The 24,865-nt window shown below is 53.8% G+C and carries 22 protein-coding genes; 8 read left to right on the top strand and 14 right to left on the bottom strand.

What is annotated here, in order from left to right; all coding sequences use genetic code 11:
• The first annotated feature begins 18 nt into the window (after nucleotides 1–18).
• The gene (gene betA / locus JK231_RS15370) at nucleotides 19–1,698 is read left to right on the top strand and encodes a choline dehydrogenase (protein WP_097119127.1); all 1,680 of its coding nucleotides are present in this window, start codon (nucleotides 19–21) and stop codon (nucleotides 1,696–1,698) included.
• Nucleotides 1,699–1,998: 300 nt separating this feature from the next.
• Here betA and JK231_RS15375 read toward each other — a convergent pair whose 3' ends face one another.
• The gene (locus JK231_RS15375; RefSeq protein WP_211728968.1) at nucleotides 1,999–2,898 is read right to left on the bottom strand and encodes a LysR family transcriptional regulator; all 900 of its coding nucleotides are present in this window, start codon (nucleotides 2,896–2,898) and stop codon (nucleotides 1,999–2,001) included.
• Between the two features lie 98 nt (nucleotides 2,899–2,996).
• On the opposite strand from JK231_RS15375, the gene JK231_RS15380 reads away from it, so the two are divergent.
• Entirely contained in the window at nucleotides 2,997–4,328 is a 1,332-nt protein-coding gene (locus tag JK231_RS15380) for an aspartate aminotransferase family protein (protein ID WP_211728969.1), read from the top strand.
• A gap of 98 nt (nucleotides 4,329–4,426) precedes the next feature.
• Nucleotides 4,427–5,329 (top strand): alpha/beta hydrolase, encoded by a 903-nt coding sequence (locus JK231_RS15385; RefSeq protein ID WP_211728970.1) that lies wholly within the window; start codon nucleotides 4,427–4,429, stop codon nucleotides 5,327–5,329.
• Here JK231_RS15385 and JK231_RS15390 read toward each other — a convergent pair.
• From JK231_RS15390 to JK231_RS15400, 3 genes are read right to left on the bottom strand one after another with little or no spacing between them, the layout of a single operon-like run.
• Nucleotides 5,318–6,025: an isochorismatase family cysteine hydrolase gene (locus JK231_RS15390; RefSeq protein ID WP_211728971.1), complete on the bottom strand. Its 708-nt coding sequence runs from the start codon at nucleotides 6,023–6,025 to the stop codon at nucleotides 5,318–5,320. The genes JK231_RS15385 and JK231_RS15390 overlap by 12 nt on opposite strands.
• Nucleotides 6,018–7,328 (bottom strand): cytosine permease, encoded by a 1,311-nt coding sequence (locus tag JK231_RS15395; protein ID WP_160833899.1) that lies wholly within the window; start codon nucleotides 7,326–7,328, stop codon nucleotides 6,018–6,020. Before JK231_RS15395 ends, JK231_RS15390 begins: the two co-directional genes overlap by 8 nt.
• Nucleotides 7,321–8,769, bottom strand: a complete 1,449-nt coding sequence (locus JK231_RS15400) for an amidase (protein ID WP_211728972.1) — start codon at nucleotides 8,767–8,769, stop codon at nucleotides 7,321–7,323. Before JK231_RS15400 ends, JK231_RS15395 begins: the two co-directional genes overlap by 8 nt.
• A 438-nt stretch (nucleotides 8,770–9,207) precedes the next feature.
• On the opposite strand from JK231_RS15400, the gene JK231_RS15405 reads away from it, so the two are divergent.
• Together JK231_RS15405 and JK231_RS15410 are read left to right on the top strand one after the other, a co-directional pair.
• The gene (locus JK231_RS15405; RefSeq protein ID WP_211728973.1) at nucleotides 9,208–10,044 is read left to right on the top strand and encodes an undecaprenyl-diphosphate phosphatase; all 837 of its coding nucleotides are present in this window, start codon (nucleotides 9,208–9,210) and stop codon (nucleotides 10,042–10,044) included.
• Nucleotides 10,045–10,148: 104 nt separating this feature from the next.
• Nucleotides 10,149–11,285, top strand: coding sequence for an alpha-hydroxy acid oxidase (locus JK231_RS15410; RefSeq protein ID WP_211728974.1), 1,137 nt, complete (start codon nucleotides 10,149–10,151; stop codon nucleotides 11,283–11,285).
• Here the strand turns inward: JK231_RS15410 and JK231_RS15415 are convergent.
• The 8 genes from JK231_RS15415 to leuE form a co-directional block, all read right to left on the bottom strand.
• The gene (locus tag JK231_RS15415) at nucleotides 11,278–12,030 is read right to left on the bottom strand and encodes a glucose 1-dehydrogenase (protein WP_058961388.1); all 753 of its coding nucleotides are present in this window, start codon (nucleotides 12,028–12,030) and stop codon (nucleotides 11,278–11,280) included. The two genes, JK231_RS15410 and JK231_RS15415, sit on opposite strands and share 8 nt — an antisense overlap.
• Before the next feature lie 5 nt (nucleotides 12,031–12,035).
• Nucleotides 12,036–13,001, bottom strand: a complete 966-nt coding sequence (locus JK231_RS15420) for an alcohol dehydrogenase catalytic domain-containing protein (RefSeq protein ID WP_211728975.1) — start codon at nucleotides 12,999–13,001, stop codon at nucleotides 12,036–12,038.
• Between the two features lies 1 nt (nucleotide 13,002).
• A complete protein-coding gene (locus JK231_RS15425) occupies nucleotides 13,003–14,298 on the bottom strand; it encodes a hypothetical protein (protein WP_211728976.1) in 1,296 nt (431 codons plus the stop codon).
• Nucleotides 14,291–15,619, bottom strand: a complete 1,329-nt coding sequence (hisD, locus tag JK231_RS15430) for a histidinol dehydrogenase (RefSeq protein ID WP_211728977.1) — start codon at nucleotides 15,617–15,619, stop codon at nucleotides 14,291–14,293. The genes JK231_RS15425 and hisD overlap by 8 nt, the downstream gene beginning before the upstream one ends.
• Before the next feature lie 18 nt (nucleotides 15,620–15,637).
• Entirely contained in the window at nucleotides 15,638–16,399 is a 762-nt protein-coding gene (locus JK231_RS15435) for an ABC transporter ATP-binding protein (protein WP_097119114.1), read from the bottom strand.
• Nucleotides 16,399–17,244 carry an ABC transporter permease gene (locus JK231_RS15440; RefSeq protein ID WP_160834207.1) on the bottom strand — a complete coding sequence of 282 codons (846 nt, stop codon included), beginning with the start codon at nucleotides 17,242–17,244 and terminating at the stop codon, nucleotides 16,399–16,401. The genes JK231_RS15435 and JK231_RS15440 overlap by 1 nt, the downstream gene beginning before the upstream one ends.
• Before the next feature lie 61 nt (nucleotides 17,245–17,305).
• Complete coding sequence (locus JK231_RS15445; RefSeq protein WP_211728978.1) at nucleotides 17,306–18,292, bottom strand: ABC transporter substrate-binding protein; 987 nt, start codon at nucleotides 18,290–18,292, stop codon at nucleotides 17,306–17,308.
• A 335-nt stretch (nucleotides 18,293–18,627) separates the two neighbouring features.
• Nucleotides 18,628–19,266, bottom strand: coding sequence for a leucine efflux protein LeuE (gene leuE / locus JK231_RS15450; RefSeq protein WP_058961387.1), 639 nt, complete (start codon nucleotides 19,264–19,266; stop codon nucleotides 18,628–18,630).
• Between the two features lie 219 nt (nucleotides 19,267–19,485).
• Here leuE and JK231_RS15455 point away from each other — a divergent pair, with 219 nt between their 5' ends.
• Together JK231_RS15455 and JK231_RS15460 are read left to right on the top strand one after the other, a co-directional pair.
• On the top strand, nucleotides 19,486–20,556 hold the full coding sequence (locus JK231_RS15455) for an ABC transporter substrate-binding protein (RefSeq protein ID WP_211728979.1): 1,071 nt from the start codon (nucleotides 19,486–19,488) through the stop codon (nucleotides 20,554–20,556).
• Nucleotides 20,525–21,238 carry a substrate-binding domain-containing protein gene (locus JK231_RS15460; RefSeq protein ID WP_211728980.1) on the top strand — a complete coding sequence of 238 codons (714 nt, stop codon included), beginning with the start codon at nucleotides 20,525–20,527 and terminating at the stop codon, nucleotides 21,236–21,238. The genes JK231_RS15455 and JK231_RS15460 overlap by 32 nt, the downstream gene beginning before the upstream one ends.
• Nucleotides 21,239–21,255: 17 nt before the next feature.
• Here the strand turns inward: JK231_RS15460 and JK231_RS15465 are convergent, their stop codons facing one another.
• Together JK231_RS15465 and JK231_RS15470 are read right to left on the bottom strand one after the other, a co-directional pair.
• Nucleotides 21,256–22,593 carry a DUF4105 domain-containing protein gene (locus JK231_RS15465; RefSeq protein WP_211728981.1) on the bottom strand — a complete coding sequence of 446 codons (1,338 nt, stop codon included), beginning with the start codon at nucleotides 22,591–22,593 and terminating at the stop codon, nucleotides 21,256–21,258.
• A 467-nt stretch (nucleotides 22,594–23,060) separates the two neighbouring features.
• Nucleotides 23,061–23,795: a LysR substrate-binding domain-containing protein gene (locus tag JK231_RS15470; RefSeq protein ID WP_211728982.1), complete on the bottom strand. Its 735-nt coding sequence runs from the start codon at nucleotides 23,793–23,795 to the stop codon at nucleotides 23,061–23,063.
• 91 nt (nucleotides 23,796–23,886) lie between these two features.
• Between JK231_RS15470 and JK231_RS15475 the strand changes: the two genes are divergently transcribed.
• Nucleotides 23,887–24,861, top strand: a complete 975-nt coding sequence (locus JK231_RS15475; RefSeq protein WP_034824095.1) for an AEC family transporter — start codon at nucleotides 23,887–23,889, stop codon at nucleotides 24,859–24,861.
• The last annotated feature ends 4 nt before the right edge of the window (nucleotides 24,862–24,865 follow it).

Raw genomic sequence — 24,865 nt, forward strand, 5'->3', positions numbered from 1 at the left:
TAACCTGAGGAGCGACTAATGGAATTTGATTACATCATTATCGGAGCCGGATCCGCAGGGAACGTTTTGGCAACAAGACTGACCGAAGACAGCAGCGTGAATGTGCTGCTTTTAGAAGCGGGTGGCCCTGACTACCGCTTCGATTTCCGCACGCAGATGCCAGCCGCGCTGGCTTATCCGCTACAGGGAAAACGCTATAACTGGGCGTATGAAACCGAGCCAGAACCGCATATGAATAACCGCCGCATGGAGTGCGGACGCGGTAAAGGTCTGGGCGGATCATCGCTGATCAATGGTATGTGTTATATCCGCGGCAACGCGATGGATCTCGATAACTGGGCGCAGCAGCCTGGGCTGGAAAGCTGGAGCTACCTGAACTGCCTGCCCTACTATCGCAAGTCAGAAACCCGCGATATTGGCGCCAATGACTATCACGGCGGTGAAGGCCCGGTCAGCATCACCACCTGTAAACCCGATAACAATCCGCTGTTTGCCGCGATGATTGAAGCCGGTGTTGAAGCAGGCTATCCGCGCACGGAAGATTTGAACGGCTATCAGCAGGAAGGCTTCGGACCGATGGATCGCTTCGTCACGCCGAAAGGTCGTCGATCCAGCACCGCGCGTGGCTATCTCGATACCGCCAAAAAGCGTCCAAACCTGAAGATCGTCACCCATGCCACCACCGATCGCATCCTGTTTGAAGGCAAGCGCGCGGTGGGCGTGGAATATTTGCAGGGATCGGGCAACACGCCACATCAGGTGCATGCGCGACGTGAAGTTTTGCTGTGCGCCGGTGCCATCGCCTCGCCGCAGATTCTGCAACGTTCTGGCGTGGGCGCTGCTGCGCTGCTGAACAAATTCGACATTCCGGTGGTACATGATCTGCCGGGCGTCGGCGAAAACCTGCAGGATCACCTCGAAATGTACCTGCAGTACGAGTGCAAAGAGCCGGTGTCACTCTATCCGTCGTTGAAATGGTGGAACCAGCCGAAGATCGGTGCAGAGTGGCTGTTTAACGGCACTGGCATCGGTGCCAGCAACCATTTTGAAGGCGGTGGCTTTATTCGCAGCCGCGAAGAGTTTACCTGGCCGAACATTCAGTATCACTTCCTGCCAGTAGCGATTAACTACAACGGCTCTAACGCCGTTGAAGCGCACGGTTTCCAGTGTCACGTGGGTTCAATGCGTTCACCGAGCCGTGGGCATGTGCAGATTAAATCGCGCGATCCGCGTCGTGATCCGGCTATTTTGTTCAACTACATGGCACATGAACAGGACTGGCAGGAATTTCGTGACGCGATTCGTATTACGCGCCAGATCATCAATCAGCCCGCGCTGGATAAGTATCGCGGCAAAGAAATCAGTCCGGGCCTCGATTGCCAGACTGATGAACAGTTGGATGAGTTTGTGCGTAACCATGCGGAAACCGCCTATCACCCCTGCGGCACCTGCAAAATGGGCAGCGATAGCATGGCGGTGGTTGATGGTGAAGGTCGTGTGCATGGATTGCAGGCGTTGCGCGTGGTAGATGCGTCAATTATGCCGTTGATCATCACTGGCAACCTGAATGCCACCACCATCATGATCGGTGAAAAGATCGCGGATAACATTCGTGGTCGCCAGCCGTTGCCGCGTAGCGAAGCAGATTACTTCGTCGCTGGCGATCTGCCGGTTCGTGGTGAACCGAAGCGCGCTTAACCGTTTTTATCAGGGTGGCTCTCGTCACCCTGCTCATTTCCAGCTAGCTTTGCAGATAAGCCATAATCAGCCGCTGTAACTCAAGCTTAATGTCATCTGAGCCCAGTTGATCGCGTCTTGCGGCATCATGCACCCACTTTTACAACTTAAAGCAGGGAGGTTCGTCATATTCTGCAGTGACTGACGCTCCCTTCTTTCCTGTAGACTGATGACGCACAATTGCCGGCATTTAGCGTATTGATGCAGCTTTAAAGTATGTTGTAACTAGTAACGCGTTTGCTTTACATCTTTTGTTAAAACTCATTCCCACTCAATCGCCTGTAAAAATCGTTCAAGAATGGCATTCTGGCTGCGCCCTTTGCGTGTCACCACGGCGATCTTACTGGTGAAGTGGAAACGTTCCGGTGCGATGGCGTGCATCATCTTTTTCTCCACCCACTGTGCGGCATAGTGGTCAGGCAAGAAACCGATAAAGCGGCCGGTGAGAATCAAAAAGGCAATGCCTTCGCGGTCGGTTGCCGTGGCATTGCAATTGAGTTTCTGGTGCATGGCAATCGCTTCTGCCGTCATGCGAAAAGCGGGTGCGATGGCATCACATCCCTTCAGTTGCGCTTCATCTGGCTCGAGGGAAAACAACGCATGGGTGTTGCTACAGTAAAGCTGCGACCGCTCATCATATAACGGCATGTAATCCAGGCCGGAAATCGGCGAAGTGACTGGCAGCGCACCGACGTGCAAGCGACCATCCATCAGCCCTCTTTCAATCTCTGCGGCCGTCATCATGCTGATATTGAGCCGAATATCGGGACCTATCTCATGCAGTTTCTCCAGCGCATGGGTAATTTTCATGCGTGGTTGCGTGACCAGATTATTGATAATCCCGATATTCAAATCCCCGCGCAGCTGCTTATGCATCTGATTAACCTGCAGGCGAAACTGCTCGATAGCCGCCATCATACTTTCGCTGTGTCGCAGGATCTCACGCCCTTCTTCGGTCAAGGCAAAACCCGCCCGTCCGCGTTGACACAATCGCATGCCAAGTCGCTTTTCAAGATCGCCCATGTGCAGGCTAATGGCCGATCGCGTCATGCCCAACAAACTTTCTGCTGCAGAGAAGCTGCCGCTCTCATTCACAGTTTTAAACAGGCGCAATAATTTGAGATCAAAGTCGGTGACCTGCGCGAGCGATTTGCTTTTCATATAGGTGAGTAAATCAATAACTGAAGATGAATTAATAGGGATTTAACTTAACTAACCGTTAAATGCAAACTCTTCATACACCTGTCTGGAGAAACATCATGTCTGATGCTGTCAACACTACCGATCTCAATCTGCAAGCGCACTGGATGCCGTTTACTGCCAACCGGAATTTCCAGCGCGATCCCCGTATCATTGTCGGCGCTCAAGGCCGCTGGCTGGCTGATGATAAAGGACGGCGGATTTTTGATAGCCTTTCCGGTTTATGGACCTGTGGCGCGAGCCACTGCCGCAGTGAAATCCAGCAGGCGGTGGCGAAACAACTGGGTACGCTCGATTATTCCCCCGGCTTCCAGTACGGCCATCCTCTGTCATTTCAGCTGGCAGACAAGATTGCCCAGCATATGCCGGGTAATCTAAACCATGTGTTCTTCACCGGATCGGGCTCGGAATCAGCAGACACGGCGGTGAAGATGGCGCGCGCTTACTGGCGCATCAAAGGCCAGCCGGCGAAAACCAAATTTATCGGACGCGCGCGAGGTTACCACGGCGTAAATATCGCCGGAACCAGCCTGGGCGGCATTGGCGGCAATCGTAAGATGTTCGGTCAGTTTATGGACGTTGACCATATTCCACACACGCTGCAAACCGATCTGCCCTTCACTGCTGGCCAGGCCGAAACCGGCGGTGTGGCGTTGGCTAATGAGATGCTGAAACTAATTGAGCTGCATGATGCATCTAACATCGCCGCCCTGATTGTTGAGCCTCTTTCCGGCTCTGCGGGGGCGATTATCCCACCGGTAGGCTATCTGCAACGCTTGCGTGAAATCTGCACCCAGCACGATATTTTACTGATCTTCGATGAGGTCATTACCGGTTTTGGCCGCATGGGCCGCTGGAGCGGCGCTGAGTATTTTGGCGTCATGCCCGATATTCTCAATTTCGCCAAGCAGATCACCAATGGCGCGGTGCCGCTGGGTGGCGTGGTCGCCAGCAGCGAAATCTACAACACCTTTATGGCGCAAAAACTGCCAGAACACGCGGTTGAATTTGCTCACGGCTACACCTACTCTGCCCATCCGGTGGCCTGTGCGGCGGGCCTGGCGACGCTGGAGTTACTGGAACATGACGCGCTGATTGCGCAATCCGCCGAGCTGGCACCGCATTTTGCCCTTGCACTGCATGCGCTGCGTGATTGCCCGAACGTCATCGATATCCGCAACTGCGGTCTGGTGGGTGCCATCCAGCTTGCTCCGCGCGACGGCGATGCCACCATTCGGCCGTTTGAAGCGGGCATGGCGCTGTGGAAAGCCGGTTTTTATGTGCGCTTCGGTGCCGATACGCTGCAGTTTGGCCCGATGTTCAATACACAGCCTGCCGAGTTGGATCGCTTGTTTGACGCTGTAGGTGAGACGTTACATCACATAGCGTGAGGAAAATGAGTTGATTGGTCATACTTAACAACATCTTCTTCATACTCTCTGCCGATTCTTCTGATTCAATACCTTTTTGCATTCAGTCTGGATCGGCCATGCTCCGTCGCCACTTTCTTACCGGTTTACTGCTCTCCCCCTTTGCTGCGCGCTGCGGCTTTAGCCTGGCCGCTTCCTCGGCAAAACCCGCACAGGTATTGCCCTTGTGGCCAAAACAACCGCCTGGTGGCGGTGGACCTTTAGGGGCGATGACGTTTAGTGCCAAAGGTGCGCAGCGGAATATTGCCATGCCGACGCTCACCGTCTTTAAGCCTGTTCAGCCGAAGGGACGCGCTGTACTTATTGCGGCTGGCGGCGGCTATACGCGTATCGAAATGGGCAAAGAAGCCTGGCCCGCTGCCGCGTGGCTGGCGGCTCAAGGCTACACAGCTTATGTGCTGAGTTATCGCCTGCCGCAGGAAGGCTGGAAAGATGGCGCGTTAGTGTCACTTCAGGATGCACAGCGCGCACTGCGTATCGTGCGCCACCGTGAGAACAATGTCAGCGTATTGGGCTTTTCGGCTGGCGGGCACCTGCTGGGAATGGCGGCGAACCGCGCGGATTTTCACGCTTATCAGGCCAGTGATGCAATGGACAATCTCCCCGCAACGGCCGATCGTGCCGCGCTGATCTATCCCATCATTACGCTTGAGCCACCTTATGAACACACCTCCACGCATAAAGTGTTGGTCGGGAAAGACGCATCACTCAGCGCGGATACCGCCTGGTCGGTTCAATCCTATGTTAATCCGCAATCACCGCCGTTTTTCCTGGTGCAGGCCGAAGACGATCCTGTTTCCGATCCACACAACACCTTGATCATGGCTGCCGCGTGCAAGCAGCAGCATGTGCCGGTTGAGATGCATCGCTATCCCAGCGGGGGGCATGGTTTTGGATTGGGTAAGCCCGGCACACAAACGACTGAGTGGCCGGGACATTATCTGCAATGGTTAAACGCTTAACGCGGCGGAAGGTTGAGCCAGGCCCGCCAGTAACGTCTCCGAACTGGCCACCGCACCAAAAATACCGCCCTGCAAGTGAATCATGCTTAGTGCCGCTTCGTGGTGTTTTAGCTCGGTCGCGGCGCAGCAATCGGACAGCACCAGACATTCGAAGCCGCGATCGTTGGCTTCGCGCAGCGTGGTATGCACACAGACATCGGTGGTAATACCTGAGATGATAAGATTACGCATCCCCCGACTGCGCAGGATCAGTTCAAGATCGGTGGCATAAAAAGAGCCTTTGCCTGGCTTATCAATGATGGTTTCACCCGCCAGTGGCGCCAGCTCCGGGATAATTTCCCAGCCCGGCTCACCGCGCACCAAAATGCGGCCACAGGGACCGGGCGCACCGATTTCCGCCTGCATCCGCTTTGAACGCCAGCGTTTATTGGCCGGCAAATCACTCAGGTCAGGACGATGGCCTTCACGCGTATGGATGATCGGGAAGCCTAACTCCCGCATGCGTGCCAGCACGCGCTGCAAAGGCGCTATCGGAGCGCGGGTCAGTGCGATGTCATACCCCATGCTATCGACGTAGCCGCCCTTGCCACAAAAATCGGTCTGCATATCGATAATGATCAGTGCGGTATCCGCAGGCGTACACCGCCCATCAAAGGGCCAGGGATAAGGTGTTGAATCAATGGTGAATTCAGGCATTTTTCTGCTCCATCAGGCTCGCTGCGTTTTCACGTTTCAGTTTGACAATCAAAGTGTAACTGGCAGCAGCCGTCACCAGGCCAATCACCGCTTCACCAAACTGCGGGAATTCAATGTGGGCAATCACCGCACACAAGCTGCCAATCGCCCAGGCGGCAAAAGCGCTACCGCGCAGACGACGGGTTTTGCGCTGCTCGCTGATTCTTGCCATGAAGATCAGGTCAACGATCATGACCGCACCAAACGGCGGTACCACGATGCCGAGCAAACTCAGCCACTCGAGGAAGTAAGACCAGACGCCCGCCAGCGCCAGTGCCCCGCCGATGGCACCGAGGATCAACGTCCAGACTCGCATCTTGCTGCTGAACAGATGGCTAAAGCCAACGGCACCGTTGTACAAACAATGGGTACAAACCGAGCCGAGGTTAATGAAAACAAACAGGAAAGCGATGATGGAGAGTAACGTGCCATGGTTCATCAGCATTGGCAGGAAATTACCGCCATTATTGACCGGATCAACCGCCGCGCCCACCGCTACAATCACCACACCGAACAGATATGAGATGACGTTCGCCATAGGAAAGGCGGAAAATGCGGCGATAACCGCTGATTTGCCGTCTTTCGACCAGCGGGTAAAATCCGCGGTCATGGTGCCCGAATCGGCGAATCCTGCCACCACCATGGTCACCGCCGTTCCCATGCTCATGGCGCCGACTGCACCAGTACTGCCTTTGAACTGAGTGATGGTGCTGAAATCGTGATCCTGCCCAATCAACCACAGTGCGACCAAACCGAGCACCACAAACAACGGTGCGGCAATCATGCCCAGGATCGACAACGCACGCACGCCGAGGAAGGTGACGCCGGTATACAGCACCATGGCGATAGCGGTCACCGCGAGTGCGTTCCAGCCAAAGGTTTGGTTAATGACTGTACCAGTTAAACCCGTTTGAAACGCATACCAGCCAATCACGACGGTCGAGAGAAAACCGGAAACGAGGATATAGCCTTTAGTGCCAAAGGTACGCTTTGCCTGCAGGGCGAAGTTCATCCCGGTGTTACCTGCAAACCAACTCAGTGCGCCAACATAAGCGAACAGCACCAGATTGCCGAGCAGGATGGCAATCAGCGCGGGCCAGAAACCCAAATGCCAGGTAATAATGCCACCAAACAACGCGTTGGTAAGGATCATCGGGAAACCGAACCAGACAGCTGATACCGACCGCGTCGAGTGACGGTGACTTAAAGGTACCGGTTCGTGTTCAAATTCCTGCTCCAGCGCAGGGGAGGATTTGTTACTCATGGGCAACTCCGATTAAGTCAGGATAAAGGTGATTCCACGGTTGGATGCGCTCGAAAGCGGCACTTGCCGCCAGCACCAGGCCATCGTCCAGATGACGACCCACGATTTGCAGACCAATCGGCAAGCCACTGGCGGTGAAGCCCGCAGGGATTGAGGCCGCCGGTTGGCCAGTGAAATTGAAGGGATAACAGAACGACAACCAATGATCGCTGCGCACCATGCGCCCATCGATGATTTCCGGTCCCTGCATATTGAGCGGGAACGGCGGCACTGCCAGCGTTGGCGTCAACAGCAAGTCGTAACGCTGCATAAATCGCCACAGCTGATTGCAGATCTTCTTGCGTGCGGTATTGGCGTCGGTAAAGTGTTCAGCGCGCCATTCGCGTTGCAGCATGGCGCTCAGATGAGGTGACATGCGTGAGCCCAGTTCGCTTTGCATCTGACGCATGCCTGTGAGATCGCTTTCAAAGGCCACCAGCGCGGCAAAGGTGGCGCCTTCATCGGCAATCCCTGGATCAACCTCTTCTAATTCCGCCCCCAGTTCACGGGCGAAATGTCGAGCGGCCTTAGTGACAACGTCACGCACCTCTTTATCGACGGCGATGTAGCCAAAATCGGCACTAAACGCAATGCGCAGCCCGTTTAAGGGTTTTTCCAGAGAAGAAATCCAGTTCACGTCGCTGCAGGGAATGGAGTGACGATCGCGCATATCCGGGCCTGCCATCACTGACATCATCAGTGCGCTGTCTCGCACCGTGCGTGTCATGGGGCCAATATGCTCCAGTGATTCCCAGCTAGAGACGCCGGGAAAGCGTTCATCGCGGCAGCCAGGCCATAACGGCACCCGCCCCATCGAGGCCTTGAATCCATAAACGCCGCAGTGCGCCGCTGGAATACGTACCGATCCGCCGCCGTCACTGCCCAATGCCATCGGGCAAAGGCGAGCGGCGAGCGCCGCGCCGGATCCGGCACTGGAACCGCCGGGCGTTTTGCTCAAATCCCAGGGATTGCGCGGTGAAGGAAACAGCGGATTGTGCCCAACGCCGCTATAACCAAACTCGGGCGCAGTGGTTTTCCCCAGCAGCACAGCATCAGCAGCCAGCAGGCGCTCGACGGTGATGTCGTCATCTTCAGGAATGAAATCGGCATAGGCTGCCGAACCGGAGGTGGTTTTCACACCCGCCGTGCAAATGAGATCCTTTACCGCCAATGGCACACCCGCAAAAGCCCCCAGCGCTTCACCGCGTGCACGCTTCGCATCAACCACTGATGCCTGCTGTAACGCCAATTCGGGTGATGCCGTACAAAAAGCCCGAATCAGTGGTTCGCGTTTTTCCATACGATCCAACGCGGCTTGCGTCAATTCGCGGGCAGACACTTCGCCATTGCGGATCAACGCTGCCAATGTAGTAGCATCCTCATCCAGTAAAGCATCAAACATGATTCATCTCACGATTTGGTCACTTAACGGGATTAATGCAGTTTGCGTGCCAGAAGGTGCCAACAATCAGCGGCGAGGAGATAACGCCTGATGGGATACGGACTTGGATACAAGATCGAATACTTATGTTTCGTTTTAATGCATTCGGTTTAACAGGAAGCACAAAAATAGCGCAGCAATGCGCCATTTTGGTCATCACCGATGCAGGCTGCTTTCAGCGTTGCTAAATGTCACTGGATGGATAAAACATCATCGGAAAATACAGCGCCACGTCATGCAGTTGTAACCTGCGTATTATTCGATTTTTAATTCAGTAAACATTTCATAAACGACATCACGAATAGGATAATACTTATCACGGCTAAAATGAGAAATGTGTCAGGGTGTGCGAGGTTAAGTCAGGTCTCATTTCCCATTATTTTATCTGAGGGCGAACGGGTGAATTATTTCGATGTATCCATTCTGGCCGTAATACAGGGGCTGGCAGAGTTACTGCCGGTTTCCAGCTCTGCACACGTCATTATGACGGAGAAACTCCTGGGGCTGGACCCTGCGGCCCCCGATATGACACTGTTGCTGGTGATGCTGCATACCGGCACGATGTTCGCGGTGATTGTTTACTTCTGGAATAACTGGCGGGAGACCTATTTCAGTTCGGGCCGTGCATTTAAGAAGAATGTATTTTTAATTATTCTCGCCACCGCAGTGACCGGCGTAGTGGGTTTGACGCTGATGAAGCTGATTAAATATTTCTTCGCCGCGAACGTCGACACGTTTGAAATAGAGTCGTTGTTTAGTAACAGTGAAATAATCGCCAGTGGTCTCGCTGCCGCAGGCTTATTAATTATCCTCTCTTCACGCCTGAAAGAAAAAGATCGCGGCGAACTTTCGCCCTTAAGCGCTGCAGGTATTGGTTTCGTTCAGGGTTTATGCCTGCCATTTCGCGGTTTTTCTCGTTCTGGCGCCACGATTTCTACCGGTCTTTCATTGGGTGTGGCCCGTAAACGTGCGGAAGAATTTAGTTTTGCGTTAGCCGTGGTGCTGACACCGGCGGTGATCGTTAAAGAGGGCCTGCGTGCTTTCAGTTCAGGTTCTGCTGGTACGGTCACAGTGAGCAGCGGCGTGCTTCTGCCCAGCCTGGTGGGCATGATATTAAGTTTTGTCGCCGGACTTCTGGCGCTACGCTGGCTTTCCCGCTGGCTGGAGCATGATCGCTGGCATCTGTTCGGTGGCTATTGCTTGTGCGCTGCGGCACTGATTGGTTGGTTGGGCTGACTCGCGGATTGAGCTTCTCTGAAACTCAGCAGTGAAATCATTGGCATGCTGCTTGCATATTGTCTATACAGGTAGGTAACCTCGAATGACAGACAGGGATAAAGATGAAGCTCAATCCAGAACAACTGCGCGCAAAAGCCAGACGCACACTGCCCCATTTCGCTTTCGACTATATTGATGGTGGCGCAGAGGGGGAAGTGACGCTCAATCACAATAAGGCTATCTTTCAACAGTGGCGATTTTTACCCTCAGTATTACGCGATTCCAGTCAGCGGAATATCGGTGTTGCCCTTGGCCGCACGCAGTTGGCTGCCCCACTTCTTGTTGCTCCCACTGGCTATAACGGCATGCTGAGAAATCAATCCGATCTCATGCTCGCCCGCGCTGCGGCTCAGGCGGGCATTGGCCATATCCAGAGCACCGTTTCAACCGCTTCTATTGAGGATATACAAGCGACTGGTCATCAGGAACGTTGGTTTCAACTTTACGTCCTTAAAGATAAGCAAGTAACTGAGAATTTGATCAGTCGCGCCAAAGACGCAGGCTGTACTGCTTTGGTGGTGTCCGTTGATGCGGTGCATTTTGGTCATCGTGAGCGCGATAAGCAGCACTATCGACGGCCCATGAAACTCTCATTCCCGGCACTCTGTAACGTGGCGATGAAACCGGGCTGGGTGCTGCGCACTCTGGTGCCACACGGTATGCCGGGCTTCGGCAATCTTAAGCCTTACCTGCCCGCTGAAAAGCAACAAGGAGCCGGCGGTGCCACTTACTTCGCTCAGCAAATGGACCAGACCCTGAGCTGGGAAACGCTGGCGTGGATTCGCTCACTGTGGGACGGCGCGTTGTATGTGAAAGGCATCATGACCGTTGATGATGCCCTTATGGTGCAAAAAATCGGTGCTCAAGGCATTGTCCTGTCGAATCACGGCGGCAGACAACTGGATTGTACCGCCAGCCCAATGTCTGTGCTTGCCAGTGTGCGAGCGGCGGTCGGTGATGAATTTATCATCCTGATCGACAGCGGTTTCCGCCGCGGCACCGACGTGATTAAAGCGCTGATCCTCGGGGCTAATGCCGTATTGATTGGACGGCCCTTATTGTATGCGGTGGCCGCAGGTGGCGAAGCACTGGCGAACGAGGTGATCACTGCGCTGGTTCAGGAAGTTGACCGCACGCTGGCCCAATTAGGCTGCAACACCCTTGCAGACCTGCGGCCAGAGATGCTGCAGATCAGATAGAGGCCAGATATCCCCCATCGACATACAGAATCTGCCCGGTGATATATCGGGCAGCCTCCGAGCTAAGAAAAACCACACTGCCGGCCAGATCGTCGAATTCACCAAATCGACCAAGCGGGATTTTTTTCTGCATCGCGTCGCGCCACGCGTCATCCTGATAAAACACCTGAGTCATTTCCGTTTCGAAGTAGCCGGGACCGATGCCATTCACGCGGATGTTATGCGCCGCCCATTCCGCGCTCAGCGTGCGCGTCATCCCCGCCAATCCTGACTTGGAGCTGGCATAGGCAACGGCGCCGGGCACGCCCACACAGGTGGTCAGCGAGCACACATTAATGATCGCACCGCCGGATGCCGCAGAAACCATGTTTTTCGCCACCGCCTGAGCACAAAAAAATGCGCCCTTGAGGTTAGTGCCAACAATGGTATCCCACAACGCTTCATCCACTTCGAGCGAAGGGCGAATCTGTTCGGTGCCTGCATTGTTAATCAAAATATCCACCCGCCCCGCAGCGGCTAGCGTCTGTTGGATGCTTTCAACCTGAGTGACATCCAGAATCAGTCCCTGTGCCTCTACGCCAGAGGCGCGCAACTGCGCCACCGCGGCTTTTAGTGTAACCGCATCACGACCGGTGATCGTCACACGCGCACCGGCCTGAGCCAACGCCTGTGCCAGCGCATAACCAATGCCACGTGTCCCGCCCGTGACCAATGCGTTTTTACCTTGTAAGGAAAATGACGTCATGACACTCATAATTTGATTACCGTTTTCAGGAAGGCCGATTTGCCCTCAATCAGCGTCTGATAGGTTTCAGGCACATCATCCAGCTGCACCGGTGGCGCGATAAGCCTTGTTAAGTCGTCCGCCAGCAAGGCCATGATATCCAGTGCCGCCTGCTGTTCATGCTGGAAGACACTGCAACCCACCAGCGTGATCTCCCGCTCCACTAAAGCATTCAGATCAATGCCGTCCGTATGGTGAAATATTCCGACCATCGCAATGCGACCACCCGAAGTTATCCCTGCGATCAGCTGCGAAAGTGCGGCAGGAAATCCTGAGGCTTCAACACCCAAGGCATATTTTTGGGGCGTGGACAGCGGCACGACAGAAGCGATCAATTGATAGCGCTGCGCATTCGGTTCGATTAACTGCACCTGACATTTTTTCAAGCGATGCAGAAGTAACGCTGTCAAACCTCCGATGGTTCCGCCGCCCGTGACACACACAGCATCACCTTCTGCGGGATTGAGTTGATTCACCACTCGCAACGCCACGCCTAGCGGTTCACTCAATACCGCTATCTCATCGGGAATCGCATCGGGTACCGCCAGCAAACTACTTAGCGGTAACGCCACCTGTTCAGCAAAACCACCGTCAAACACTTCTCCTACAAAGCCCAGGGACTCGCACAGGTTCATCGCGCCAGACGAGCAAAATGCGCAATGGCCGCAATACACGCGCGAATCAGCGACTACGCGCATGCCTGGCTGGAAGCGGTCGCTCTCGCCGTTGATTTCGCTAATGACGCCGAACAACTCATGTCCTGGTGTTACCGGAAGATGAGCAATCCACTTTCCAGTTTTGAAATTATGTAAATCGGAGCCACAGATTCCTGCTGAGTGCACGTTGATCCTGGCCCATCCGGCGGGCAAATCGGGTGGGGAGAGTTCATCAACAGTGACCTGACCAATACTTTTGAGGCGTATCGCTTTCATCTCAGTTCTCCGTGATCAGGCTGTTGATCCAGTGGGTGAATTCATCCTCTCCGCCGCACGCCAGCATCACGGCAACCGAGAAGCCAATCGCTGAGCTTGTCGGATTATGGTTACTGGATGAGCCGGCACGTAAATTCATCACCAGCGTCGGACAGCAGAACAACGCCAGCCGCATAATCTGTTGCCAGTTGCCGGGCAGCCAGCCTTTCTCCTGCAGGGCTGCAAGCAAAGGCTTCCAGTAAAGCTCTCCTTTACTGGTCAGAAATGCGCGGCGTAGCGGGCTGAGTTGCCAGTCATGTTCAACAATCAGCGTGTTGCCATCGCACCGCACATTGACCTGATAGCGGGCGGCGGCATCGTCAGGTTCATACAACCAGCACGGATGCGCATAAATGTTATGGAACGTGGCTTTAATTTCAGCCAGTAAAGCGGGAATATTGCTACCCGCAAAAGCAGGGTCGAAACTCACCAGTTCAGGTTCACCGTGCTGCTTTTCGTACCATACGTTGGCATTGTGTGCATCACCATGTGCCACCACGACACCGTGAGATGCCAGCGCAGCAGGTTTCAACACTTCTCCCGCGGCCAGGAACAGCTGGTGAAGAGTCTTGGGATATAACACGCCGTTGACCTGCCAATGCATCTGGCTCAGAGTTTCCCAATCGAGCTGCACCTCACCCAGCGTGAAGCGCTGCCCAATATAGAACTGCGCTACTCGCCCACCCAAGCCATCCGGATCACCCTCGGAAACCAGTCGATTCCAGAACAATTGATGAATAGATTCAGCTGCCACTTCTGCCGCCGTTGCCATACGCAACGTGGGCAGCGTGTGAGCGAGAATATCGCTATCGGCGCGACGCTGAGCCTCAATAATCCCTGCTGATTGCTTCCAGTCCGCTGTGGATTCCACTGCACGGCACACATCCGCCAGACGCTGATCGTTGCGTAAGCTGTACAGCAGAATTTGTCGTCCCGGTTCACCGCAGGTGTAGACCGGCACATCGACAGCGAAGCCATGCTCACGCAGCAGTTCAGCGCGGTAATACTCATCAATGGTGTGCTCTTCCCCTTCTTCGTGATGGAATTTGAAAAACAGCGTGCGCCCATCCGCTAGCACCACGCGACCATTTAAAGAGTTCAGGCTGTATTGATCGCGGTTGATCTGCAGGCTGATCGCCTCGATCCCGGTGACATCTGCGATCAACTGCTGAAGTTTCTCGCTGGCACGTTCCCACTGGTTTTCTTTGGTTAAACGACGCGCTTCTGCCGCAAGTGGAGGACGCAGGCGATCATTCATCGCGCCCACCTTTCAGTAAGGTCTGTCGGATATCTGACACCGCCAATGCATGGCCGGGGAACCCTTCATATTCCGCAAAGCGTTTGGCTTTAGGAGCCAATTCCTGATAGCCCCGGCTGGTGACATAAGCGATAGACATACGCTTCATATAGTCAAACACCGAGAGCGGTCCTGCGGTTTTCGCCGCCCCGTTGGTTGGTAACACCGCATTAGGCCCGAGCACGAAGTTACCCAGCACAATCGGCGAATGCTCTCCCAGCAGAATTTCACCCGCATTGCGGATTTTCATCATCACATCCATCGGTTCGTGTGCCAGCACTTCGAGATGTTCCGGGGCGTACGCGTTGACGAATTCAATCGCCGTGGCAAAGTCTTTGGTGAGGATCACGCCACCGTGGTCGCCACAGAGTACGCGCTGGGAGAAATCTGCCCTTTTTTCACCGATCTGCTGCCAGTAGCCCGGTAGCGCGGCGATGGCCTCTTCCGCCACGCGACGGCTGGACGTCACCAGATAAGCCGAGCTATCCGGGCCGTGTTCGGATTCAATTATCAGATCGAGCGCCGCCAATGCCCCATTCACCGAATCATCCGCTAAGATTAGGCTTTCGCTAGGACCCGCAGGCACACCGGGATCGATCAAATGCGCAAGCTGACGTTTGGCCGCTACCACCCAGGGACTGCCGGGGCCGACAATTTTTAAACATTTCGGAATGGATTCGGTGCCAAACGCCACTGCCGCCACACCTTGTGCACCGCCACATTTGTACACGTGCTCAATTCCCACCAACCGCGCAGCAACCAGCGTTGCATCATCCACAGTGCCATCCGGGCCTGGGGGCGTAATCACAATGGGCAGCGGCACACCGGCGACGATGGCGGGGATGGTTGTCATTAGCAATACGCTGGGAAATGAACCCTTACCGCGCGGGACATAGCAGGCTACGGCATCAATCGGAACATGGCGATCACCGGCAAAAGCACCAGGACGCATCTCTTTCCACCACATCTCCTCGGGCTTCTGTGCTTCATGAAACGCGCGGATATTCTCCACCGCGAAACGGATCGCGTCGATCACCTGCGGATCAACGCGTTCGAATGCCGCATCGAACTCCTGTTCGTCAGCCTTGATGGCAAAGGTTTCTGGCTGCACGCCATCAAATTCACGGGCAAAACGAATTAACGCCTGATCCCCTTCAGTTCTGACTGCTTCAATAATCGGCTTCACCTTTTCGGCAAAACTCGACAGGTCAGATTCGGTGCGTTTGAATAGCTGCTCAGGTAATACGTCAGACGTTGACAGATCATGAAATGAAACGGCCATAGTTAATCCTCAATATTGTCAGTGCGTGAATTCGTGTTGGTGAATGCGGCTCAGCACCTTATGCTGCAGCTCGATAAATTCAGGTACGCGATTGATCCCCTCATGACGGGGGCGCGGTAAGTTCACCGCGAAAGTGGTATCGATTTTTCCTGGGCCCATCACGACAATGCGGTCCGACAGCCTGACGGCTTCTTCAATATCGTGCGTAACAAACATCACCGTCAGGCGATGCTTTTCCCAAATCTCAATCAGTAACTGCTGCATCTGGTGACGCGTCATGGCATCCAGCGCGCCAAAAGGCTCATCCATTAACAGAATTTTGGGGCGATACGAGAGCGCTCGGGCGATGGCCACACGCTGCTTCATCCCTCCCGATAGTTCACTGGGCCAGCGATCGGCGGCATCACCCAGTTTCACCAGTTCCAGATGCTGCTGCGCGATTTCCCGGCACTGGCTGGCTGGTGTGCCTGCGGCTTTCAGGGCAAATTCAATATTGCCGCGCGCCGTCAGCCACGGCAGCAAAGTGTAAGATTGGAACACTACGCCGCGATCCAGCCCAGGGCCGGGAATCGGTTGCCCGTCTACCAGCACATCGCCGCTGTCAAACTCCTCCAGACCAGCTGCAATAGATAACAGTGTGCTTTTGCCGCAGCCGGAAGCCCCAACAATCGAAACAAACTCGTTGTCATTGAGCGTCAGGTCGATGCCATGCAGCACGCGGCGGCGAGATTTCCCCTGAGCGAAACTCTTCTCCAGTTTATTTATTGTTAAGCTCGCCATCAGGAACGTCTCCGGTTGTAGCGGAATAACACACGCTCAGCGGCGCGCATGATTTGGTCGGTAATCAGGCCCAGCAGCCCCAGTAACAGGATGTAGCCGATGATGGTGTCGGTCTGGAAATAGCGTTGGGAAACCACAATGCGGTAGCCTAAACCTGAGGTAGAAGCCACCAATTCAGCCAGCACTAACCACGTCCATGCCCAACCGAGGCTGATGCGCAATGCATCCCAAATTGCGGGTAAAGCAGAGGGGATGACAATTCGCAGTAAGATTTTGCGATCGGATAAGCCAAGGGTACGACCCAGCCCGACGAAATCAGGTGGCACGCGTTTGATGGCATCGATCATCATCAGCACCTGCTGAAAGAAGGTACCAATCCAGATCACGAGGAATTTCTGAATATCGTCAGTACCCGTCCATAAAATGGTGAGAGGGACAAACGCCACCACCGGCATATAGCGAATAAAATCGACCAGAGGTTCAACTATGGCTTTAAACAAACCGTAGCAACCCGCCAGAACGCCAATGAAAATGGCCATCGCCGAGGAGATCGCGAACGCAATCACCATGCGATACAGGCTGCTGGCGATATCACTTTGCAAAGTACCGTTCTGTGCCAGCGTCACCATCTGATGCCAGACGCGTTCAATGCCCGGCAGAAAAATAGGTTTGATTGCTCCTGAGGATGTGGCCAGCCACCAGGCCAGAATCAAGAATACGAACACCAGAATCGCGATAGTTAAAAATTGGGCCCGTGAGGGTTCTCTACCAATGGTTAAAAGGTGACTCCGACGGCGTTTTTTCTTCGCCTGACGATTAACCCGCTGCAACTCAACTGAACTCATGCCCCCTCCTGATTTCCATGCCTCTCCGCTGACAGGTGCGGCAGAGAGGCGCTATCAACGCTTATTGCTGATTGGCAAACTCTGCATCAATGGTTTGAGCAGGCGTCACCGGTTGGGTCACAATTCCGGCCTCGGTTGCCGCTTTTAAAATATGCGGGAAGGTTTTAGTGGTGAAATCATGTGAGAGATAGGCTTTGTTTTCACTCAAGGTAAAATATTTAACCCCATCAAAGGCGGTATCTAAATCCTCAGGTGTAGCCCCCACCGCTTTAGAAATAATGGCGCGGCCTTCAGTGGTATTGGCGTTATAAAAATCGAGCGCCGCACCCCAGGTCTTAATTAATGCTTTTATTTCATCCGGGTGGCTTTTAATAAAATCATCACGCACGACCAGCACATCACTGATTAAACCTGGATCGGAAGATCCGCTATACAGCATTTTAATACTGGGGTCTGATTTCTTCGCCACGCTGAGATAGGGCTCGTAGGTGACTGCTACGGGTACTCTTCCAGCCAGGATGGCACTACCAGCCGAAGCTGCAGGCATCGGCACCGGTTTAATATCACTAAAGGATAATCCTGCCGATGCCAGCGCGCTGCGCAGCAGGATATCGCTGGTGGTGCCCTCTTCATATGCGACCTGCTTGCCTTTGAGCTCCTTAACGCTGCCGACCTCTTTGCTCGCCAGGATGGCGTCTGCCGTGTTGCTCTGATCCAGCACCAGGACGATTTTTACCGGCAGCCCGGCGGAAATCATCCCCATAGCGGTGTGAGTAGCGATATTGGCGGCATCAATCTGACCACTCGCCAGCGCCGCATTGATATCTTTATCTTCGGCGAAGTTAATCACTTCAACCTTGTTCAACCCAGATTTGGCAAAAAGGCCCTTTGCCGAGGCTATGTGCCACTGGCCGTAGCCCAACCAGGGTTCAACCCCCATTTTGATAGGCGCTGTTTCCGCTGCATAAACAGAGTGTGCCGCGAGTGTGAATAAACCTAAGCAGCAAACATGAGAAACTGATTTCTTCATAGCATGGAGAGAAAACATAGTTATTTCCTTCTGTTATGATTATGGGGTGTTAGCGACAAGTGATACACTCATGTATATACAAGGGTATGCAAGAGTGGTGCCAGTTAAATATCCGCTTGTGTCCGCAGTCATTAATCTTTTCTGCGCCTTAACGGTGCACACCAATAGTGCACTGCACTATGGCAAACAATATCCTGCTCATTAAGAACGTCGAATAAATTAAAAGAAAAAAGCTGGGCGGGTCACAACAAATTTTGGTGGGAGTAGAAAGCCGGGGATGATTTAAATGCTACCCGAAAACGGAAACAGCAGGTTTTCCTGCTGTTTCCTGGATATTAGCGCTGGGGATAAAATTAACTTTGTGCACTCATTAAGCGCACAGCAAAACCAAAGAACAACATGCCCGTGAGCATATTCCCCAGTTTTACCAGACGAGTGCGATTTTTCAGAAAGCGAACCATCACGTTGCCCGCCATCAGCAAAATCAGGTAATAGCTCAGGCTGATCAGTTGAATCATCGAGCCCAGCACTGCAAAGGCAGGCGCAGTGTGAGTGACTGCTGGATCAATAAACTGGATGAAAAAGGAGACGTAGAACAGAATGGCTTTTGGGTTGGTCACGCCCAGCAGCAGTGCGCGCAGGAAATAATTTTCTATTTTAACGGCTTCAGCGGGCTGGTTACCTTCGCGCTTGCGCAATGCACCCAGAATGATTTTTACGCCTAAATAGAGCAGGAACATCGCGCCCAGATACTTCACCACCATAAAAATGTGCGGACTGGTGCGAATCAGCGTCGCGACACCGGCCCAGGCAAGGAAGATCAGAATCAGATCACCCATCATCACCCCTGCTATCGCCTTAGACGCCGCTTTAGCACCGCGGCTCATCCCGGTACGCAGCACGTATAAACTGTTTGGGCCGGGCAGCAGAATAATCACCAGCGCACCCGCCAGAAACGTCCAGACATTAATAATTCCTACATCGTGCAACATAACAACCACTACTCCACCGCCATGCAGGTTGATTCGCCCGATGGCTTTTGTTTTGATTTGACAGGTGAAAATTGACAGCGGATCGCGCTGCAATTGGCCCGATATTGTAGCAGATGACGCTGTGCCATGTCGTCCGACGACTGCGTATCACTGAAACAGTCATAGGCACCTGCCAATTAGCGCTATATAATCCGTTGCATTACGCTGCAGGGATAACTCATGAACACAACGCTTAACCGCCTGATTCTGGCGGGCTTACTCACCTTTACCTCTTTGAACACCTTCGCCAGCCGTGTGGTGACCGACCAAATTGGTCGTCAGGTGACGATCCCCGATCAGGTCGATCGCGTGGTGGTGCTACAGCACCAAACGCTGAACCTGCTGGTGCAACTCAACGCGACCGATAATATCGTCGGCATCCTCGCGAACTGGAAGCAACAGTTGGGTGATGGCTACGCGCAGCTGGTGCCTGAACTGGCACAGAAAGCCATGCTGGGCGATCTGACCCATGTGGATTTAGAAAAATTGGTGGCGCTGCATCCGCAGGTGGTTTTTGTCACTAACTACGCGCCAAAAGAGATGATTAACCAGATTTCGGCGCTGGGCATTCCGGTATTGGCTATTTCCTTACGCCATGACGATGCAGGGGAACAAGGCAAGATTAACCCCAGCATGCAAAATGAGAATCAAGCTTACGATCTCGGCATCAAAGAAGGGATTACCTTGATTGGTGAGGTGGTGAATAAGCAGCAACAGGCCAAAGAGCTGATTGCCGCGGCGTTTGCCGGACGTAAACTGGTGAGCGATCGTCTGCAAGGTTTAACTGAGCAACAGCGTGTTCGTGCTTACATGGCCAATCCGGACCTCACCACTTATGGTTCTGGCAAATACACCGGTTTGATGATGTTGCACGCGGGCGCCTACAACGTTGCGGCATCGACCGTTCAGGGTTTCAAGCAAGTCAGCATGGAGCAAGTTGTGGCGTGCAATCCTCAGGTGATTTTTGTCCAGGATCGCTATCCTCAAGTGGTGGATGAGATCCAACAAAATCCACGCTGGCGCACCATTGACGCGGTGAAGCATCATCGGGTCTGGCTGATGCCGGAATATGCCAAAGCCTGGGGCTATCCAATGCCAGAAGCTATCGGCTTAGGTGAGCTCTGGATGGCGAAGAAACTCTATCCGGAAAAATTCCGTGATATTGATATGCAACAGCAGGCTGATCGCTGGTATCAGCATTTTTATCGGACCGCCTATCATGACAACGCTGCACATTCTGGCAGCCGGTAGTCTGCGCGGTGTTTGGCCGGATCTGATGACAGCCTTTCATCATCAGTCTGGCCCGACGACCGACACCCACTTCGGCCCTGCTGGCTTACTTCGGCTGAGGATTGAACAAGGTGCACAATGCGATTTGTTTGCCTCCGCCAATCTTAAGCACCCGGCCACGCTGTTACAGCGCGGTCTGGCAATGCACACCGGCAAATTTGCCGCTAACAGCTTATGTTTGACCACCAGAAGTGACGTTGTCACCGAAAACGACACCTGGCTTTCACTTTTACAACGTGACGACCTGCGGCTGGCAACATCGACGCCGTTAAGCGACCCTTCCGGCGATTACACCTGGCAGCTGTTTGACAATATCGGACAGGTTTATCCAGGCTGCGGTGAAAGGTTGAAACAGCGCGCGCGTCAGCTGGTGGGTGGCATCGATAGCCTGGCTGTCCCCACGGGCGAACTGGCAGCACAATGGTTAATCGACCAACAGCACGCAGATCTCTTCATTGGTTACGCCAGCTATGCTCCACGTCTAATCAATCATCCGCATTTGCAGGTATTGAGCATCCCGGAACCGTTCAACATTCAGGCAGAATATGGATGGGCGACTTTCACCCACTCTGCTAATCCCCTTGCCGCCTTTCTCAGTACAACAGCGGCCAGAGCCATTCTGCAACAGAATGGTTTTGCCTGAATGCTGTTCAAAAACGGTCAACGTAACAAACTGCGCACGACCATGCGTGCGCCGAGCAGTTCGACTCTTAAACGATGAATGATTTTGCGATAGCGGCTGGTTCGCTGTTGAGTTTCCAGCACACGGCGCAGCAAAATGCAGTAATCCATCACCAGTCCTGGCGTCCACGTCATGCCTTCTGCGCGGCTGCGTACCAGGCTCAACAACCAAAAATCGGGGTTGAGGATGACCCAAAGCCCTTTCAAACCGCGTTCACCCAACAAGCCTTCAGTAGCAACGTCCAGCGCCTGCATTACGCTGGTCGAACAGTTACGTGATGTGAGGTTATAGCGGGTATCGGTTGCATTCGCGCGCCAGTAATTGCGCAAGGCTGCCTGATTGTAGTGCGTAAGAACCAGACGTTTATCAGGGCGGCACCATCTTTTGATTTCACTTTCCAGCGATGGCAGCAAACAACCCTCAACGTCGAACTCCTCTTTTGCGCGCAGCGTTTGCAGGAAACCGCGCAAGCTGCGTGAAACGTCATCAACCGGGTAGAGGCTGATATAGAGTTCATTACCCATCTCTAACGATGTATGGCCGGTAGATACTTTACCGCGATGGTCAATCGCTGCGACCCAACGGTCAAACCATGGACGACGTCCGGCGACATCGCCCGAACCCAACGGCGTCCAGATGTAGACATTGAGCGGCACACTGGTATGCCCAGCCTGCAGCGGCGGATGTTCATAATTCAATCCATGCGGCGCACGCAGTCCTTTGCGGGTAAAGAGAGGCAGTGCGGTGACACTGGTGTTCTCTGGCAGCGCATGAATTTGCGCTCCCATAAACAAGAGATTGATGCCCCATCCCGCCAGCAGAAGTGCAAAACACAGCGGCACGATCACATGCGGAGCCAGCGGCCAATGGATGGCAATCAGGAGGCTGAACAGGATTTCCGCGCATCCGAGGCTGAATTTCCGCGTCCATCGCCGACAGCGCATCAGGCTGCATGAAATGACACGGAACCCGCCATCCAGCAGAAAAATCAAGGCAAAACCCAGTGAGAAGCAGAGGCTGCTGTCATGCGGTGCAATGAATACCAACAGGCCAAACAGCATCAGCCCTGCAGATTTCATCAAAGGTGGCCAGGCAATGCCGGCAGGCGAATAGATTGCACTCACTGCTTCCGCCAGCCCTTCGACCGCAAGGAATACCCCTAACACATGCAAGGGGAACGATAAACTTCCATGTTGCAACAGATCCATCAGGATCCCGGTACTCGCACCAGCACACAGCAGGCCCAGCCCGGTCAGATAAGGCCAACCCGCTCTTAGCGCCGGTCCACCCATCAACAGAAATAATAGTCGCAGCAAAGGTACTCTCCAGCGGATAACACAGCTCAGCACGGTCTATAGACGCGGGCAACTAACAGGAGTTCTGTTACGCCTCGGCAATTCTGACTTCGTTTACTGATGGTTGTGACTGTGAGGGCACTCTACGTGGTGAAGATTAAAATTGGCTTAACGATAAAGTAAATATTGGCTTATTTTTTGAACAACACAATGCTGAATTTGTGGCGATTTCAGGCTGAAACCGCCACTGACTCGCAGGGCCCACCCATCTTAACCTATTGATTTAATTCATTGTAGTTATCGCACCGCAGAGGATTATGCGGCTGGCGTAGGTTTAACACTGCTGCGTGTCGTTGAATCAGCAGTTTTATAAAACTGTTGAGGCAGGGATTGCGGTTATCGCTGCTCCAGGCAACGGCAAGATTAACCTGCGGCGCATCCGCAAGCGGTTTGAAGACGATGCCATCCATTTTGAGTTGTTGAACAGATCAAGGCACCAATGCCACATAGCTAGCGTCATTGACCAGGCTAAGCATGGTGTGTTGCAGACGAACCTGCAGTCTGACCATCGGTTCAAAACCATGAGCCCGGCAATAATCCATAATTACCGCGGTTAATCGGCTCCCGGCGCTGGCGGAGGTCATCACAAAAGGATCGTCGCGCAGATCTTCGATCTGCAATTTCCGACTTCTCGCTTTAGGATGTGTGCGCGACATGGCCACACATAAAGGCTCGGTTAACACGGTCAATGTCTGCATGCCCACGCGTGCAGTTCCTTCCACCAGTACCGCTAAATCGACTTCACCTGCCAGCACTTTATCCGGCAGGTCGTCAGTGACCGCCTCTTCCAACTCCAGAGCAATGTTGGGGAAGTGATGGCGAATCAATCGCACATACTCCGGGATCACGCTATGTGCAGAGTACATAGTGAAACCCACGCGCAATAAACCCGATTTGCCCGCGGCGGTGTCACGCGCCAGTTGTTGCGCCTGCTGGAGTGATTCGAGGATCTTACGTGCATCCTGGTAGAAGCTCTCACCGGCGGGCGTCAGCATTAGCTGGCGCGTATTGCGTTCCACCAGCTGTGTACCCACCGCTTTTTCCAGTGCAGCGATGTGACGACTTAAGGACGGCTGTGATAGATGCAGACGCTCCGCGGCACGGTGGAAATTTTTCACTTCTGCCAGCGCGATAAAGTACCGCAGCGGCTTCATATCAAGCATGATTCATTTTCCGTATCAATCCCGGCCAAATTTGCTATTGGATCTGCATCACTAAAGGCACTAGAGTCCTTCAGCTTACTGGGAGGACACAATGATAGCGACGTTTCTGATTCTTTTGCCGGTTTTCGGCTTAATTGTGGCGGGATATGCTTGCCGCATGCTAGGTGTATTAGGGCCAACCTCGGCGACGGAACTGAATAAATTTGTGGTATGGCTTGCGCTGCCTGCGCTGCTGTTTGACATCATGGCACACACGCCGTGGCACACCATTTATCAACCGGGATTCTTCTGGGCGTTTGCCCTCTCCTGCGCCGCCTCATTTGTTATCGTCTTTGCCTGCCAAAAATTCAAAGGCAAATCCACTGCCGATGCCAGCGTCGATGGCGTTGCCGCCGCCTATCCCAACACCGGTTATCTGGGTTTTCCGCTGTTGTTACTGATTTTTGGTAAAAGCAGCCTGATCCCCACCACCACGGCGACTATTGTGGTGGCGTGTATCCTGTTCGCGATTGCCATCGCGATGATCGAGATTGGTTTGCAGAGTGAACGTGAATTTCATCGACTGGCGATTAAAGTACTGCGCGCCATTTTAAAGAACCCGCTGATTATCTCACCGCTGTTGGGGGCAGCTTGCTCCAGCGCGGGTTTGACCATGCCCGGCAGCGTTGAAACCTTCCTGAAACTGCTCGGCGGTGCGGCCAGCCCTTGCGCGCTGGTGTGTTTAGGGGTGTTTCTAGCCAGCCGACAAAAAGCCAAAGCCAGCGAATTGCCCACCGCGGCGAAAATGAGTTTCACCACGGTGGGCCTGGTCGTGGTGGCCAAGCTGGTGATGCAGCCGCTGCTGACCTGGATTTTAGCCGTCTGGCTGTTTCACCTGCCGCAGGATCTCACCAACATGGCGATTCTGCTGGCGGCACTGCCCACCGGCACCGGGCCCTTTATGCTGGCTGAGTATTATCGGCGTGATGCGCAAATCACTTCTGGCGCGATCCTCATCTCCACGGTGCTGTCGATCGTTACACTGGTGGCGATCATGCACTTTATGCAAGTCACGCCCATCGCCTAGCGCG

Source organism: Pantoea sp. JGM49, assembly GCF_018257655.1.
In the GTDB taxonomy this organism is placed as follows: Bacteria; Pseudomonadota; Gammaproteobacteria; order Enterobacterales; family Enterobacteriaceae; genus Pantoea; species Pantoea communis.